Below are 14,977 nucleotides of genomic sequence, written 5' to 3' on the forward strand. Positions count from 1 at the left end.
GGCTGGTATTTGATGTCAATGAGAAAAGCAAAAAGGTGCCATCAAGCAGACATTGGGCAACCTTCTGGCAACTCGCTAAAAGTGCTTTCGCTTTTACCTGTCATGGCGTTGATGATTTTTGGTTTTGGCTTGGGTTTTTCGGCACTCAGACCAAGCATGGCCATCAGTCGGTCGTCATTGGCCTGTGATTGATTATTTGTGGTGAGTAGTTTGTCGCCATAGAAAAATGAGTTTGCCCCTGCCATAAAAGCCAATGCCTGCTCGCCATCAGTAAGGCTTTCACGGCCTGCTGATAGACGCACATAACTGGTTGGACAACAAATGCGAACAACGGCGATTGTGCGGATCCACTCTATCACAGACAAACGACCATCTGCCAGCACCTTATCGCCAAGAGGTGTGCCTGCAATTGGTACAAGCAAATTAACAGGAATGGACTGTGGTGGCATGGGCATTTGGACGAGCTCATGTACCCAATCAATACGATCTGAACGACTTTCACCCATACCAACAATGCTACCACTGCACACATTGATGCCTGCTTGACGGACATGATCTAGGGTTTGTAAACGCTCATCATAGGTGCGAGTGGTGGTAACTTGGTCGTAGTAGTTGCGTGAGGTGTCAAGATTATGATTGTAGTAATCAAGGCCAGCGTCAGCAAGAGTTTTTGCTTGTTCGGGTTTAAGCATTCCTAAGGTCATGCAAGTTTCCAGCCCAAGCGACTTAACTTCGCTGATCAGCTCTACCAAATAAGGCATGTCTTTGGCGGAAGGATGTTTCCATGCTGCACCCATGCAAAATCTTGATGAACCAGATGACTTAGCAAGTTTGGCGGCATTGATGACTTTTTGAATTTCAAGGCGTTTTTCAGCTTCAAGCCCCGTTTTGTCTCGATGGTGTCCTGATTGACTACAATAACCACAGTCCTCTGGACAATTGCCTGTTTTGATAGAAAGTAAGGTGGAGATTTGTACTTCGTTGGCATTAAAATGGTTGCGATGCACTGCCTGAGCCTGCATAAGTAGGTCTAAAAGTGGTAAATCAAAAAGAGTGGCAATGTCTTCCTTGGTATATTGTTTTGACAAGTAATTCATGATAAGTCTCTGGTTAAAACAGATAAGTTTGCCATTTATAAAATTTATAAAAAAGCATCAATTTGTTAAAATAGTAAACAACTGTTCCTATTTTAACAAATTTTGGCAAGATGATTCAACTTATCTTTTTTTTTGTTTAATGATTGAAATATTTTATGTCTTTTAAGTGTTGAATTATTGTTTTGTCAAATCTTGATTGGTTCATTTGTTCAGTTTTGATTTGATGATGCTTAGTGCTTGTTCAGCAAAAGGTTTGGCAGTATCAATGTAGTTTTTGTATTTGTCTGGGACTTTGGTAGCGTGTTTGGCAATGCCAGAGAGCCATAGCACAAGTTTATAGTCGCCTGTGATTTTGACATCACCGTCTTGGACGGCGGTCATAAAGGTGGCGACATCGCCTTTGGTAAGTAGTTTTGCACCTGTAACTGAGTCTTTAAAATCAATCGTTAAATCAGCATCGGTCAGGTTGCCAAGAGCATGGTTAAATATGCCGTCACGAAATTCATAATAGCGATTGGTGGTTGGGCTTTTAAATTGAATGGTGATATTTTTGCCATCAATCAAGCCATTTAGTGCATCGTTGCTACGGCTTGTGATGAGCGATTGTAAGCGAAAACCAAGTGCGGCAAGTAGTGCATCAAGTGCATCGGCTTTGACATCTAAGATGGGCAATGTAAACATATGTCTTTTTCCTGCTGGTTAATCATTTGATGGTATTTTAACAAAAATACCATCAATGAGTGCGATATTTTTTGTATCTTTGTTTTTTATCCATGTAAGTGTGGTTAAGACTTGATGGTTTGGTTGCACGCATCAAGACGATGACCAAGTGCATACAACACACCTTCAAGCCCTGTGATATTTATGGCGGCGTCGGCTTTTGCTCTGACAATGGGCTTGGCGTGATAGGCGATGCCAACATCAGCTGTTGCCATCATCGCCAAATCGTTTGCACCATCACCAACACAGACGACTTGATGCATATCAAGTTTTAATTTGGTGGCGGTATCAATGGTGATGGTGGCTTTTTTGTTGCCATCAATCAGATTGTTGTCAACCTGTCCTGTCATTTGGTTATCTAGTATGGATAGGGCATTGGCATGGTAAGCATCCATACCCAATGAACAAGCCACATATTCGGCAAAAGGAGTAAAACCACCTGAAATAAGCACTGTGTGATAGCCGATGGCTTTTAAGGCAGCGATTGTGGCGTGTGCACCTGCACTGAATGTAAGATGTTTGGCGATAATTTCACTAACCACAGAGGCGTCCACACCTTCAAGCAAGGCCACACGACGAGCAAAACTGGTTGCAAAATCAATCTCACCACGCATTGCCTGTTCGGTAATTTCAAGCACTTTATCCTCAATGCCACAGTATCGAGCAAGCTCAACGATGACCTCTTGTTCAATTAAAGTTGAGTCCATATCAAAACACGCCAAACGGTGTTTGTGTAGCATTTGTGAGATGGACATAATGTGTACATCGGCGTCATTGCCTAATTTGTTGGCAAAATAACTGGTGATTTGCTCATCAATAATGTGTGCCTCAGCCTCTTTTTTGGCATCGCTCATCTGGGTGTGTTTGGTGGGTGCAAGTAAATAACGGTGGATTGACACATCAGCCAGTGGGGTGGGTGATGTGATGATGTGGGCATTTTGCTTGGCAATCTCATCATCATGGACGGCAACAGATTGCCAATTGGCTTGACTGTTTATCCATGTTTGCATGAGTACATCAACATCGTTGTGTGGTCGCTTGGCGATGATGATGACGGCAAAGATGGGTAATGCTGTCATTGGAGTGCTGTCAATTTTCATGCCATCTGGCAAAACATGGGCAACCGATGCTAAGGCATTTTGCCATGCTTGTGAATCTTTGGGTAGAGCGTAAGTAATCATAACAAATTCCAGTCGGGTTCTAGTAAATTGGCTAAAATGTTGAAATTAAAATTAAGTCAAGGCAGTGTTTATTAAATAAATATTCATGCAATCTATCATGCCCAAAACTTCATAAAAATACAAGTCTAATTGTCAAAATTGTCTAAATTATCAAAAATTCAAAAGCGACATAAAAAAAACAATCACAAAAACCCATCAAGACATACCAAGGTATGGTTAAAAAACACTTGAATGGCAATGTTGAATAACACCAAGAAAATTTCAATAAAAACGATTAAATTTAAGCATAAGCATGGTAAAATAGGCACTTTAAATATTTTTTTGTAGAGACATTCTGCAACACTTTCTCTTTTGGTTTGACTTATGACTTTTTTAGCACCACGACAAGGACTGTTTGCCATCATTATTTTGGTCAGTTTATGCCTGCATACGCTGTTTTTTGTGCTTTCAGAAAAGCATGAAAGCACGGAGCGTCAGCGTGTGATGGCAACGCAATCAACAAGTGAGCTTGTTCGGCAATTAAAAGTACCGATGGCAACAGACGACCGCATTAGCATGAGCGTCATTGCTGATAAATATACCAAAGAAGAGGAAATTGCTTTTGTTGGTGTGTATGATGCTAAAGATGTGCTCCTTGTGCCTGTGGGAGTGGAAAGTGCTGATGGTTTGTCTTTAAAAGAATCGGTGGTCTCAGGAACGACTGTACTAGGTAGCGTGGTGGTGAAGACGCCTGCTGTGGGTTATGTTCAGGTGATTTCTAAGCACTGGCTATTCTTGCTTGGTGTGGTAGGGCTACACACGATATTGTGGTTGCTGTATGGCTACTTGGCACGCCCAACTCGCCAGATGTGCGAGGTTATTGGTCAAAAGGTACGCATGGAACTGCTTGATAAGGGCATCTTACAGCAACAGTTTGGGCAAACGGTAGGTCAAAGCGATGCAACCAATACTTCTGATGACGACCCTAATTTACAAGCAAATATCTCATCAGTAACCTCCATTTTGCATAAAACCAAACCTGCCGACAGCACCACTGCTAACAATGATGTCTTAGCTGACGATAAAAATAGTACATCAGATTGCAACGATGGTTGTAGCGATGGTTATGTCGTGCAGATATTGTTTGAGGATCCAAATCATTTGTTGTCAGCCATCAGTCATGACAGTAAAATGGCATATTTTGCGTTATGCGACCAGCTACTTGATCAGGCGGTTTTGCATTTGCTTGAGTTGCCACTTTTGGCGGGTGTGACTGCTAAGGTGGTCAAATATTATGATGATAAAGGTGCAAAAGTTATCTTGTATGGGATCGCACCTGCCAAAGCCGCCACTGCTGCGGTATTCTTGTCTAAGCTGATGCTGATGCTAAACCAAGTCGTCTATGACAAGCATCGTGAAATTAAGCGTTTTACTTGGCAGATTCGTACGACTGTCAGCGATGGTAGTAATGCTGATGCGGTATTGGACTTGACCAAACGCCGTCGTGAATCACCAATGATTTTACTTGATGAATCTGCTCAAAATGAAGTGAAAATCTATGCCGAACTCATGCGTCTTGATGCTCCAATGTCGGTTTATGAGCGTGAAAGTTGCAGTTTGGCAAGCGTGACTCGTGCCACTGCTGAGCGATTGCGTAGCGTGAGAGATAAAGTTTTATTAGGCGATTGATTGGCTGGCTGTTATTGTGCTGACTTAATTTAACTGAATTCAAAAAAAATACTTGACAATTAATAAAAATACCGATATAAGGCATGGAATGTTGGTGTGAATAACTAGCACCAATCTGCTTGCAACTTATAGATATAGATATTAGGAGTCATGATGAGTGAAATTGATGATTTTGATGATGACAGCTTTGAAGAAGATGCAGACGCACAACTGGCAGACGAGACAAAGGCTAAGCCTTTGGAAAAGCGTTTAAAGATTGATGCACTACTAGAGCGACAGCGTCTAAAAAAATTAGAGCAAGCTCTTGAACAAGAAGATGAGTTTGCGGAGTTTGATTTTGACGACGACTTTGACGACGATTTTGATGACTGAAATAAACACCTTGTCATCATAGTTTAAACCACACTTAAAATACCATAGATAATGGGTTTGTATGGCATAAAGATAAATACAAACCTTTTTATAGAGTAAATTAGAATAAAGCCAAACTAGCGATCACTTGTTATAAAGTAGGTTGGCGATACATTAACATAAAAGAGTATGATATTATGATGAATAAGCAAGAATTATTTGATTATTTGGCATCTGATGCCAACCAATTGGGTCTTGACCCAATCGCTGCCCATGGATTTTTAACCGCAACTGTTGTGGGTAAGCCTTTGCCAAATTGGTTGTCAGCTTTTTTTGAAGGTGGCGAAGCTCAAGTATCAGATGAAGTTAAAGATGCCCTAAAAGCATGGCAACAAGAACTGTATCATACGCTAAAAGCCGAAGAGCCTATTGAGCTGCCCTTTGATGCCAGCGAAGAGGCGGAAGATTTTAGCGAAGAGGGAGATTTGGCAGCATGGGCAATTGGTTTTGTTGATGCGATGTACTCTGATGAGAATGTTGATTGGTTTGATGATGAAAGCACCGAAGAAGATGTGGCGGAACTGACCTTACCAATGGTGCTGTTGTCTGGTATTGATCCTGAGATGGATGATCTGCGTGATGAAGAAATGTTGGCACAGATGGCAAATGCCTTAGAGGACAACATTACTGAACTATTTTTGTTATTTCATACCGACGATTGATTTTTTATTTAAAAAAAATATGATGTATTTTTAAATTAAAGGCCATTTTAATTTAAGCTGTTTAATAAAAAAGCCATTTAAAATCATTAAAAACTGTTTTTACCCCCTTATTTTTGCTAAAATAAGGGCTATTTTTTACCCAAAAATCCTAAAAGAGAGCATTATGAGCATTTTGGACAACCTACCCACCGCCTACAACCCTGCCGACTTGGAACAAAAATGGTACAAGCACTGGGAAGCACAAGGTTTTTTTAACGCCACCACCGACAAAGACGATGCTTTTTGTATTGTGCTACCACCGCCCAATGTAACAGGCTCGCTTCATATGGGGCACGGCTTTAACAACGCCATTATGGACGCACTTACTCGCCACCAAAGAATGCTTGGCAAAAATGTCTTGTGGCAAGGCGGAACTGACCACGCAGGCATCGCCACGCAAATGGTGGTGGAACGCCAGCTTGGTTTGCAAGGGATTAGCCGACACGATTTGGGTCGTGAAAAGTTTTTGGACAAGGTGTGGGAATGGAAAAATGAATCAGGCGGTACAATTACCCGTCAAATTCGCCGTTTGGGTTCAAGCGTGGATTGGAGTCGTGAACGCTTTACGATGGACGATGACTTATCCGATGTGGTCAAAGAAGTCTTTGTCCGTCTGTATGATGAAGGGCTAATTTATCGCAAAAAACGGCTGGTAAATTGGGATATTAAACTGCAAACCGCCATTAGTGATTTAGAAGTAGAAAATCGTGATGAAAAAGGCTTTATGTATCATGTTCGCTATCCTTTTGTCAAAGGGCAAACGGACGCCAATGGCAATAGCCTTGACGGTCAATATATGCACATTGCCACCACTCGTCCAGAGACGATTTTGGCGGACGGCTGTTTGGCGGTACATCCTGATGACACACGCTACACGCACCTTTTAGGTAAAATGGTAGAAGTGCCACTGACCGACCGCACCATTCCTGTATTGGCTGACCCTTATCCTGACCCTGAATTTGGCACAGGCTGTGTTAAAATTACCCCTGCCCACGATTTTAATGACTATGAAGTGGGCGAACGCCACGATATTGAGATTATCAATTTAATGAATTTGGACGGCACAATGAATGAAAATGCTCCGTCTAATTATCAAGGGCTTGACCGTTTTGAAGCTCGCACCAAAATTATTGACGATTTACAAACACACGGCTTTTTAGAAAAAGTTGAACCCCACGAATTAAAACGCCCTTATGGCGACAGAAGTGGCGTGGTCATTGAGCCATTACTCACCGACCAATGGTATGTCAAAATTGATACACTTGCCAAACCTGCGATTAAAGCGGTAGAAAATGGCGATATTCAATTTGTGCCAGAACAATATACCAATATGTATATGGCGTGGATGCGTGATATTAAAGATTGGTGTATTTCTCGCCAATTATGGTGGGGGCATCGCATTCCTGCGTGGTATGATGACAATGGCAATTTTTATGTGGGGCGAGATGAAAATGAAGTTCGCCAAAAATATAATTTAGGCGATATATCTTTACGCCAAGATGATGATGTTTTGGATACTTGGTTTTCATCAGCCCTTTGGACTTTTTCAACGCTTGGTTGGAAAGGCGATGAAAGCGATTTTGACAATCAAATTTTGCAAACTTTTCACCCCACTTCGGTACTCGTTACAGGTTTTGACATTATCTTTTTTTGGGTTGCCAGAATGATAATGATGACTTTGCATTTTGTCAAAGACAAAAACGGCAAACCGCAAGTACCCTTTAAAACCGTCTATGTACACGGGCTTGTGCGAGACGGACAAGGGGCAAAAATGAGCAAATCAAAAGGCAATGTCTTAGACCCCATTGATTTGATTGACGGCATTGATTTGGAAAGTTTGATTGGCAAACGCACGACAGGCTTAATGAATCCCAAAGACGCCGACAAAATCAAAAAAGCCACACAAAAAGAATTCCCAGACGGTATCAATAGCTATGGCACAGATGCACTAAGATTTACTTTTTGTGCTTTGGCAAATACAGGGCGAGACATTAAATTTGACCTAAAACGCATTGAAGGTTATCGCAATTTTTGTAATAAAATTTATAATGCCACACGCTTTGTCTTGATGAATGTGGACGGTAAAGAAATTCATCAAACTGCAAAACCAGAATTATGGGAATTGCCAGAACAATGGATAATGAGCCGTTTACAAAAATGTGAGCAAGCGGTTAAATTGGCCTTTGAAACTTATCGTTTGGATTTGGCAAGTCAGGCGATTTATGATTTTATTTGGAATGAATATTGCGATTGGTATGTGGAATTAACCAAACCTGTCTTAAATGACTCAAATGTCAGCGATGAGCGAAAAGCCCAAGTGCGTTTTGTATTATTATCGGTATTGGAGACGGCATTAAGGCTGGTTCACCCCATTATGCCATTTATCAGCGAAGAGCTTTGGCAAACCATTGCCCCAATGATTGGGCGTGGGGGCGAAAGTATTATGCTTGCCCAGTATCCAATCGCTAATGAAAGTCGTATTAACGAGCAAGCCGAAAATGATATGGCGTGGTTACAAGGCTTAATTGGGGCGGTGCGAAATATTCGTGGTGAGATGAATTTGGGCAATAGCGTCAAATTGCCTGTGCTACTACAAAATCTACAAGACGATGAAAAAGCACAAATCCAAAGAATTGAGCCATTATTTAAAGCCCTTGCCAAAGTGCAAAGTGTGGCGTTTTTGGGCGATAATGACAAAGCCCCTTTGTCGTCATCAAGCGTGATTGGGCAGGCGGTGGTGTATGTGCCAATGAAAGGGCTGATTGACCCCAAAGTGGAGCTTAACCGCCTAAATAAAGAGCTGGACAAACTCACCAAGCAATACGAGCAAATCAACAGCAAACTTGCCAATGAAGCCTTTGTTGCCAAAGCCCCTGCCAATGTGGTAGAAGCCGAAAAAGTAAAACGCTTGGAATTAGAAGGGCAGATTGGGAAGGTTAGGGAGAGTGTGGGGGAGATTGAGAATTTATAAATTCAAAAAAAAGCAAATAGATCATTATCCGATCTATTTGCTTACCGTTACTAATTAGGGTAATAAAAATAAATGAAACCTTTTGTAAAATGGGCAGGTGGTAAAACCTCTTTGCTTGATGAAATTCAAAAACGCCTGCCTAATTATATTTATTCACAAGATTTTTGTTTGGTAGAGCCTTTTGTTGGCGGTGGGGCGTTGTCTTTATGGGCATTGTCAGAGTTGCCACATCTTAAAAGGCTAATCATCAACGATTATAATGCCGATTTAATCAATGTTTATCAAGTGATTAAAAATAACCCTAATGATTTGATAGAATATCTTAAAAAAATACAAAACGATTATGATAAATTAACAGATCTAGAAAGTAAAAAACCTTATTTTTATCACAAACGAGATGTTTTTAATCAAAGAACCAGTAATGATATTGAGCAGGCAGGGTTATTTATCTTTTTAAACAAATCTGCTTTTAATGGCTTATATCGTGTTAATAAAAATAATCAATTCAACGTTCCCATTGGTAGTTATAAAAAACCAAATTTTGTGGATAAAGAAAATATTTTAAATATTTCAAAAAAACTACAAAACACCCAAATATTAACAGGAGATTTTGAATCGGTTCTACCTTATTTGCCCAATGATTTGCCTTGTGTATTTTATTTTGATCCGCCTTATCGTCCGATTAGTGATACAGCAAGTTTTACTGCTTATTCTGATAGCGGATTTGATGATAACGAGCAAAAAAGATTGGCGAAATTTTGTAAAAAAATAGATAAATTGGGTCATTATTTTTTATTAAGTAATTCCGATCCAAAAAATACCAATTCATCAGATGATTTTTTTGATGAATTGTATCGGAATTTTAAGATTGAAAGAATACAAGCCAATCGTGCTATTGGTGCAAGTGGTGGTAGTCGTAAAAAAATCAATGAAATTATTGTTAGTAATGGATTTTAAAAAATGAAATTAGCGTTTGATGAATTTTTAAATAGTATGTCAGAAACAAATGCGACTTTGGATTATTTTACCGATTTTGATAAAGTAAAAAATAATGTTGCTCAAATTGAAATAAAATTAAATCAGCTGAATTATTTATTGGGAAAAGATGACTTAAAACAAGCTGTTTATGATTTGTATGTAGAATGTCCTAACGCTTTTTCTGTGTTAGAAATATTGATTGCGGTTAGACAAAAAGAACAAAAGAAAACCTTAGATAAGCAAGGTCAGGTGGTGCTATTAAATAGTTACCTTCAATCGGCAGATAAAATTATAGAGTTCCTTAAAAATACAGGGCTTGCCAATGTTTTTATGGATAAAAATATCAAAAATTTGGTGGATTATGTATTTGGTATTGAAGTAGGATTGGATACCAATGCTCGTAAAAATCGTGGTGGAGATAATATGTCAAAAGCGGTTCAGTTGTTATTTGATAATGCAGATATTTATTATAAAAAAGAAGTGAGAAATACCATATTTACAGAAATTGAAAGTTTGGGAGCTGATGTTAAGCAGTTTGATTTTGTCATCAAAACAAACATAAAAACTTATGTCATTGAAACCAATTATTATAATAGTGGTGGTTCAAAATTAAATGAAGTTGCCAGAGCTTATACCGATGTTGCACCTAAAATTAACCAATACCCGCAATATGAATTTGTGTGGATTACCGATGGTCAAGGTTGGAAAACCGCCAAAAATAAACTTCAAGAAGCCTATATTCATATCCCTTCGGTCTATAATTTATCTACCTTGCCAAGTTTTATTGAACAACTAAATAATGAAGGTGTTATAAGAGATTGGTAAATGAGATTGCACCCTTATTTTGGCAATGATAGGGCATTTAATATCTATCAAGGAAATTGCATGGATATTATGTCGCACTTTAATGATAGTTCTATAGATATGATATTTGCCGATCCGCCTTATTTTTTATCCAATGGTGGATTAACTGTTAAAAATGGCATTATTCAATCGGTTAATAAAGGTGATTGGGATAAAAATGATAATATTGAAAATATAGATAATTTTAACAATGAATGGATAAGACAAGCTAGAAAATTATTAAAAGACAACGGTACGATTTGGATAAGTGGTACACATCATAATATTTTTAGTATCGGTCGGACATTACAAGAAAATAACTTTAAAATCTTAAATATGATAACTTGGGAAAAGCCCAATCCACCGCCTAATTTCTCTTGTCGTTATTTTACTTATTCAAGCGAATGGATAATTTGGGCAAGAAAATATGCCAAGATACCACATTATTTTGATTATGAGCTGATGAAAAAATTAAATGGTGATAAACAACAAAAAGATGTATGGCGATTGTCTGCGGTTGGCAGTTGGGAAAAAACACAAGGCAAGCACCCCACCCAAAAACCGCTTGGACTCTTATCTCGCATTATCTTATCATCAACCCAAAAAGATGATTTGATTTTAGATCCATTTTCAGGTTCTGGCACAACAGGTATTGCAAGCGTATTATTGGATAGAAATTATATCGGTATTGAGCAAGAATTGGAGTTTTTAGAGTTGTCAAAAAGGCGTTATCAAGAGATTACACCTAAATTAAAATATGAATTTAAACAAAAAATTCGCAAGCAGATTAGTGTAATTTAGTTACTTCTCTCACCACCCCAAACACTACGCCATACCCCTGCGAAATGTAAAATCAGGGGGGTATCGTTTAAAATTTGATAATTTACATAAACCTTGCAATAGTCATCAAGACGACACAGAAAAAAACAACCCAACCCCCAAACTTTAAAACCACAAAAAACAAACCAAACCACACTTATCCACTTACCAAAAGCAAAATTGCGTATAGGATATTTTAAAAGTTTTTTAAAGACTTCGCCAAGTCATCAAAAATCTACTGATAAACTGTGTGCCGAGAAATTAGATTACACACGGTTGTTATCGTATTGACAAATGCAAAACAATGGTTTGGGAGAGTATGCAATAGAAATGGCAATTAAAGGAAAATACCAGTTTAACCAAAATATTATCTACTATCCCAAACACCCGAGCCCTACCGCAATTAACATTAGTGGCATAAAGAATTTTTCATAAAGCCAATTTTGCTTTTGATATAATTTATATTAATTGGGCGATTATGCTAAAATTGGCGATGGCAAGTATCAAGAATATCTGATTGGGTTTTATTAGGCAGGTGGTTTAAAGATGGTCTGAGCGGCTTTAAATACCAAACTGTGTCCTTTTACAATCACATCAACATCAGGGGCATAGCCACCACCCATCACTATCGCTATTGGGATTTGTCTTTGTTGGGCGGTATTTATCACAAATTTTTCCCTTTCATACAATCCATTCATCGTTAAACTGATCCGTCCAAGCCTGTCTTGTGCCAGCACATCTACCCCTGCTTGATAAAAGACAAAGTCAGGGGCGAATTCATCAAGTACCTTGGGTAAATGGTATTTTAAAACAGGTAAATATTCATCATCACCCACACTATCTGCCAAACCAATATCTAAGTCAGATTTGGGTTTGTGATAAGGATAGTTTTTGTCGCCGTGCATACTCATCACAAAGACATCATCGTTGCCTGCCATGATAGATGCATTGCCGTTGCCCTGATGAACATCTAAATCAACAATTAAAATGCGTTTGGCAAGATTCTCTTTTAATAAGACATGGCTTGCCACGCAAACATCATTAAGTACGCAAAATCCCTCACCATGGTCAGCAAAGGCATGGTGCGTACCGCCTGAAGTGGATAGACTAATACCGTCTGCCAAAGCATACTTAGCACATTGTATGGTTGCTCCCACGACATAGCGTTCACGCTGTATTAAGTCAGGCGACATGGGCAAGCCAATTTTGCGACATTCTTTGGGAGGTAAAGTACAAGAATCTAACATTTGCCAATATTGTAAGGTGTGTGTTGTTAAAATTTCGTTGACACTTGCCATTGTTGGCGTAAACAACTGATCAGCTGTGATGATGCCATCTGCCAACAGCTTTTTTGGCAACATTTCATATTTTGCCATTGGAAAGCGATGTCCATCTGGCACGGTTAGGGCAAAAGCGGGGTGATGGGCGACTTTAAACATTGTAGATATCGTCAAATACAAAAAAATTATTGGTGTACTTGCGTTGGCATAAAAACCCCATCATCATATTCTTGTGTGCCATCGCCATGTAATTCTGATATGTCTGGCAGATAATCATGCCAAAAAGGACTGGGTTCAGCTTCGCTCAGCACATCATCATAAAGTCGCTGTGCTAGTTCAACAAGGCCTGCAGTTCCTTGTAAATAGCAACCAAGTGATTTGTCGCTGAGTGTGCTGAATTCGGCATCAACTGACATTTTGGTGCGTATCTCACCATCGGTGGGGTCAAGTTCAAGGCTACCAAAAGCAATGTTTGTATTGGTATGGGCGATTTTCATCAGCATGGGTGCAAAATGACTGGGCGGTATGGTATCAGGTAGCACGCCAAACATTGAGATGAGCTGGTTGCCTTCATTGATACGAAACACACAAGTCCAGTCAGATGTATTGTCTGTAAAATTTAAAATAATGTGATGTGTTTGTTTATTTTTATTGTCGGGCTTGCGGTGTTCATAACGCCAATTTTGCCTATCTAGCCATGCCATGATGTGCATTGTTAGGGGGCTGTGATGTTGGTTATTTGGTGGGGTGAGCGTATCGCTGTTAGAGGTTGTTTTATTATTGGCAAAGATGTTTTTTAGCTTATCTATTAATTTCATGACAATACAGTTCGTCTTATTTTTTCAAATTGTAGCCCAAAGGGGGAAATTATGCAAAGTAAATCGCCTAAAATCGCATAAATTGGTTTTGATTATGAGTGTTTTTTGGTATTATGAATCATATTTTTGGAAAATGATAAAATGACTGTATTAGATCAATCGCTCATGACGCATGACATCGTGACACTAGATAATGTTGATGTGCAACGGGGGGATTTTGTGCTGTGTCAGGGAGTGAATGCAACCCTAAAAGCTGGCGATGTTTGTCATTTGATTGGTGAAAATGGATTGGGCAAAACAACACTGTTGTCGCAGATTGCTGGGCTTTTGCCGATCATGGTAGGGAGGGTCATTTACCACCAAAAGAATGTTCGCCCTGTTTATATCTCTCACCAACTTGGCATCAGTGGCAACTTAACGGTTGCACAAAATTTGCATTTTTTGTTGTCTTTGTACGGCGTAAATGCCGATTGTGATCTGGTGAATTTTGCCCTTGAGCAGGTAGGTCTGTACGGTCTTAATGATGTGTCAAGTATGCAACTTTCGGCAGGGCAAATGCGTAGAGTGGGGCTGGCAAGACTGTTTGTTATGACGCCTGATCACTCACCTTTTTGGTTGCTTGATGAGCCATTAACCGCACTTGATGTTGATATGGTGGCGTGCATTGAGAATCAAATCAGTGAATTTGCTAATATGGGCGGGGTGGTTTTAATGACCAGCCATCAGGCCATTAATATAAAGACGAGAGTGTTGGATTTGGCGAGATTTGCATTATGATGAACCATGCCTTTAAGACCATGCTGGTGCGTGAATGGCACATCAAGCGACAAGGTGCGGTGCAGTGGCTATTCCCCTTGATGATTTTTTTGATCATCATCACGCTGTTCCCGCTTGCTGTAGGTAGTGAGTCGGCGTTGCTATTACGCCTTGCGACATCGGCGGTGTGGATTGCGACCTTGCTGTCGTTGGTGATGGGAGTAGATGATTTATTTAAAATGGACATGGATAATGGCACGCTGGCACAGCTTGTGGCATCTGGCGCATCTTTATCTGTTTGGGTTTTTACGCGTTTGCTTGTGCATTGGCTATTTAGTGCAGGCTTTGTGGCAGGATTGTCCTTGCTTGCTACGCCATTATTTAATATGCCTATCAATGAGACGCTCATGCTCATGCTTTCCATTATTGTTGGATCACCGCTCATGCTCATGCTTTCTGCGATTGCCAGTAGCTTGACTTTGAGCTTAAAAAATGGGGCGGTGCTTGTGCCATTGGTTGCTCTGCCGATGCAGTTGCCTGTGTTGATTTTTGCAACAGGTGCGGTAGATTTGTATGCAACAGGACTCAATGCCCTACCAACGCTTGCTCTGCTTGGGGCAATCAGCATGATCTCAGTCATCATCACCCCTTGGGTGGTGGCACAAATTTTAAAGATGGCGTGGTCAAATTAAACTGTCTGTAATAAGATGTATTAAAAATGTGCAGTCTTTTAT

Annotated in this window: 14 protein-coding genes; 9 read left to right on the plus strand and 5 right to left on the minus strand. The window is 39.7% G+C overall.

Features of this window, described 5'->3' with window-relative positions:
* Positions 1 to 41: 41 nt before the first annotated feature.
* The 3 genes from bioB to serB form a co-directional block, all read right to left on the minus strand.
* Positions 42 to 1,097 (minus strand): biotin synthase BioB, encoded by a 1,056-nt coding sequence (gene bioB, locus R0123_RS06955; RefSeq protein WP_323842028.1) that lies wholly within the window; start codon positions 1,095 to 1,097, stop codon positions 42 to 44.
* Positions 1,098 to 1,298: 201 nt separating this feature from the next.
* Entirely contained in the window at positions 1,299 to 1,778 is a 480-nt protein-coding gene (locus R0123_RS06960; RefSeq protein ID WP_323843540.1) for a hypothetical protein, read from the minus strand.
* Positions 1,779 to 1,882: 104 nt separating this feature from the next.
* Positions 1,883 to 2,998: a phosphoserine phosphatase SerB gene (serB, locus tag R0123_RS06965; RefSeq protein ID WP_323843541.1), complete on the minus strand. Its 1,116-nt coding sequence runs from the start codon at positions 2,996 to 2,998 to the stop codon at positions 1,883 to 1,885.
* Positions 2,999 to 3,361: 363 nt separating this feature from the next.
* Between serB and R0123_RS06970 the strand changes: the two genes are divergently transcribed.
* The 7 genes from R0123_RS06970 (at position 3,362) to R0123_RS07000 (ending at position 11,371) form a co-directional block, all read left to right on the plus strand.
* Positions 3,362 to 4,666: a hypothetical protein gene (locus R0123_RS06970; RefSeq protein ID WP_323843542.1), complete on the plus strand. Its 1,305-nt coding sequence runs from the start codon at positions 3,362 to 3,364 to the stop codon at positions 4,664 to 4,666.
* A 153-nt stretch (positions 4,667 to 4,819) separates the two neighbouring features.
* The gene (locus R0123_RS06975; protein WP_323842032.1) at positions 4,820 to 5,038 is read left to right on the plus strand and encodes a hypothetical protein; all 219 of its coding nucleotides are present in this window, start codon (positions 4,820 to 4,822) and stop codon (positions 5,036 to 5,038) included.
* A gap of 179 nt (positions 5,039 to 5,217) precedes the next feature.
* On the plus strand, positions 5,218 to 5,739 hold the full coding sequence (locus R0123_RS06980; RefSeq protein WP_323843605.1) for a YecA family protein: 522 nt from the start codon (positions 5,218 to 5,220) through the stop codon (positions 5,737 to 5,739).
* 163 nt (positions 5,740 to 5,902) lie between these two features.
* A complete protein-coding gene (locus R0123_RS06985; protein ID WP_323843543.1) occupies positions 5,903 to 8,749 on the plus strand; it encodes a valine--tRNA ligase in 2,847 nt (948 codons plus the stop codon).
* A 72-nt stretch (positions 8,750 to 8,821) separates the two neighbouring features.
* Positions 8,822 to 9,706 carry a DNA adenine methylase gene (locus R0123_RS06990; protein WP_323843544.1) on the plus strand — a complete coding sequence of 295 codons (885 nt, stop codon included), beginning with the start codon at positions 8,822 to 8,824 and terminating at the stop codon, positions 9,704 to 9,706.
* Between the two features lie 3 nt (positions 9,707 to 9,709).
* On the plus strand, positions 9,710 to 10,552 hold the full coding sequence (locus R0123_RS06995) for a type II restriction endonuclease (RefSeq protein WP_323843545.1): 843 nt from the start codon (positions 9,710 to 9,712) through the stop codon (positions 10,550 to 10,552).
* Between the two features lie 60 nt (positions 10,553 to 10,612).
* Positions 10,613 to 11,371: a site-specific DNA-methyltransferase gene (locus tag R0123_RS07000; protein WP_323843546.1), complete on the plus strand. Its 759-nt coding sequence runs from the start codon at positions 10,613 to 10,615 to the stop codon at positions 11,369 to 11,371.
* A 545-nt stretch (positions 11,372 to 11,916) separates the two neighbouring features.
* On the opposite strand, the gene R0123_RS07005 is transcribed toward R0123_RS07000, so the two are convergent.
* Together R0123_RS07005 and R0123_RS07010 are read right to left on the minus strand one after the other, a co-directional pair.
* Positions 11,917 to 12,828, minus strand: a complete 912-nt coding sequence (locus R0123_RS07005; protein ID WP_323843547.1) for a histone deacetylase — start codon at positions 12,826 to 12,828, stop codon at positions 11,917 to 11,919.
* Between the two features lie 26 nt (positions 12,829 to 12,854).
* Positions 12,855 to 13,487 carry a hypothetical protein gene (locus tag R0123_RS07010; protein ID WP_323842038.1) on the minus strand — a complete coding sequence of 211 codons (633 nt, stop codon included), beginning with the start codon at positions 13,485 to 13,487 and terminating at the stop codon, positions 12,855 to 12,857.
* Between the two features lie 141 nt (positions 13,488 to 13,628).
* On the opposite strand from R0123_RS07010, the gene ccmA reads away from it, so the two are divergent.
* Together ccmA and R0123_RS07020 are read left to right on the plus strand one after the other, a co-directional pair.
* Positions 13,629 to 14,264 (plus strand): heme ABC exporter ATP-binding protein CcmA, encoded by a 636-nt coding sequence (ccmA, locus tag R0123_RS07015; protein WP_323843548.1) that lies wholly within the window; start codon positions 13,629 to 13,631, stop codon positions 14,262 to 14,264.
* Positions 14,261 to 14,935 (plus strand): heme exporter protein CcmB, encoded by a 675-nt coding sequence (locus R0123_RS07020; RefSeq protein WP_323843549.1) that lies wholly within the window; start codon positions 14,261 to 14,263, stop codon positions 14,933 to 14,935. Before ccmA ends, R0123_RS07020 begins: the two co-directional genes overlap by 4 nt.
* Positions 14,936 to 14,977: the final 42 nt, after the last annotated feature.

The sequence above is a fragment of the Moraxella sp. Pampa genome (assembly GCF_035181385.1).
GTDB lineage: Bacteria > Pseudomonadota > Gammaproteobacteria > Pseudomonadales > Moraxellaceae > Moraxella.

Excerpts from the sequence above, each read along its gene's own strand:
- R0123_RS07000 (WP_323843546.1), top strand. The coding sequence starts at position 10,613 with ATGGATATTATGTCGCACTTTAATGATAGTTCTATAGATATGATATTT.
- R0123_RS06970 (WP_323843542.1), top strand. The coding sequence starts at position 3,362 with ATGACTTTTTTAGCACCACGACAAGGACTGTTTGCCATCATTATTTTG.
- R0123_RS06995 (WP_323843545.1), top strand. The coding sequence starts at position 9,710 with ATGAAATTAGCGTTTGATGAATTTTTAAATAGTATGTCAGAAACAAAT.
- R0123_RS07005 (WP_323843547.1), bottom strand. The coding sequence starts at position 12,828 with ATGTTTAAAGTCGCCCATCACCCCGCTTTTGCCCTAACCGTGCCAGAT.
- serB (WP_323843541.1), bottom strand. The coding sequence starts at position 2,998 with ATGATTACTTACGCTCTACCCAAAGATTCACAAGCATGGCAAAATGCC.
- ccmA (WP_323843548.1), top strand. The coding sequence starts at position 13,629 with ATGACTGTATTAGATCAATCGCTCATGACGCATGACATCGTGACACTA.
- R0123_RS06975 (WP_323842032.1), top strand. The coding sequence starts at position 4,820 with ATGAGTGAAATTGATGATTTTGATGATGACAGCTTTGAAGAAGATGCA.
- bioB (WP_323842028.1), bottom strand. The coding sequence starts at position 1,097 with ATGAATTACTTGTCAAAACAATATACCAAGGAAGACATTGCCACTCTT.
- R0123_RS07020 (WP_323843549.1), top strand. The coding sequence starts at position 14,261 with ATGATGAACCATGCCTTTAAGACCATGCTGGTGCGTGAATGGCACATC.
- R0123_RS06960 (WP_323843540.1), bottom strand. The coding sequence starts at position 1,778 with ATGTTTACATTGCCCATCTTAGATGTCAAAGCCGATGCACTTGATGCA.
- R0123_RS06990 (WP_323843544.1), top strand. The coding sequence starts at position 8,822 with ATGAAACCTTTTGTAAAATGGGCAGGTGGTAAAACCTCTTTGCTTGAT.
- R0123_RS07010 (WP_323842038.1), bottom strand. The coding sequence starts at position 13,487 with ATGAAATTAATAGATAAGCTAAAAAACATCTTTGCCAATAATAAAACA.
- R0123_RS06980 (WP_323843605.1), top strand. The coding sequence starts at position 5,218 with ATGAATAAGCAAGAATTATTTGATTATTTGGCATCTGATGCCAACCAA.
- R0123_RS06985 (WP_323843543.1), top strand. The coding sequence starts at position 5,903 with ATGAGCATTTTGGACAACCTACCCACCGCCTACAACCCTGCCGACTTG.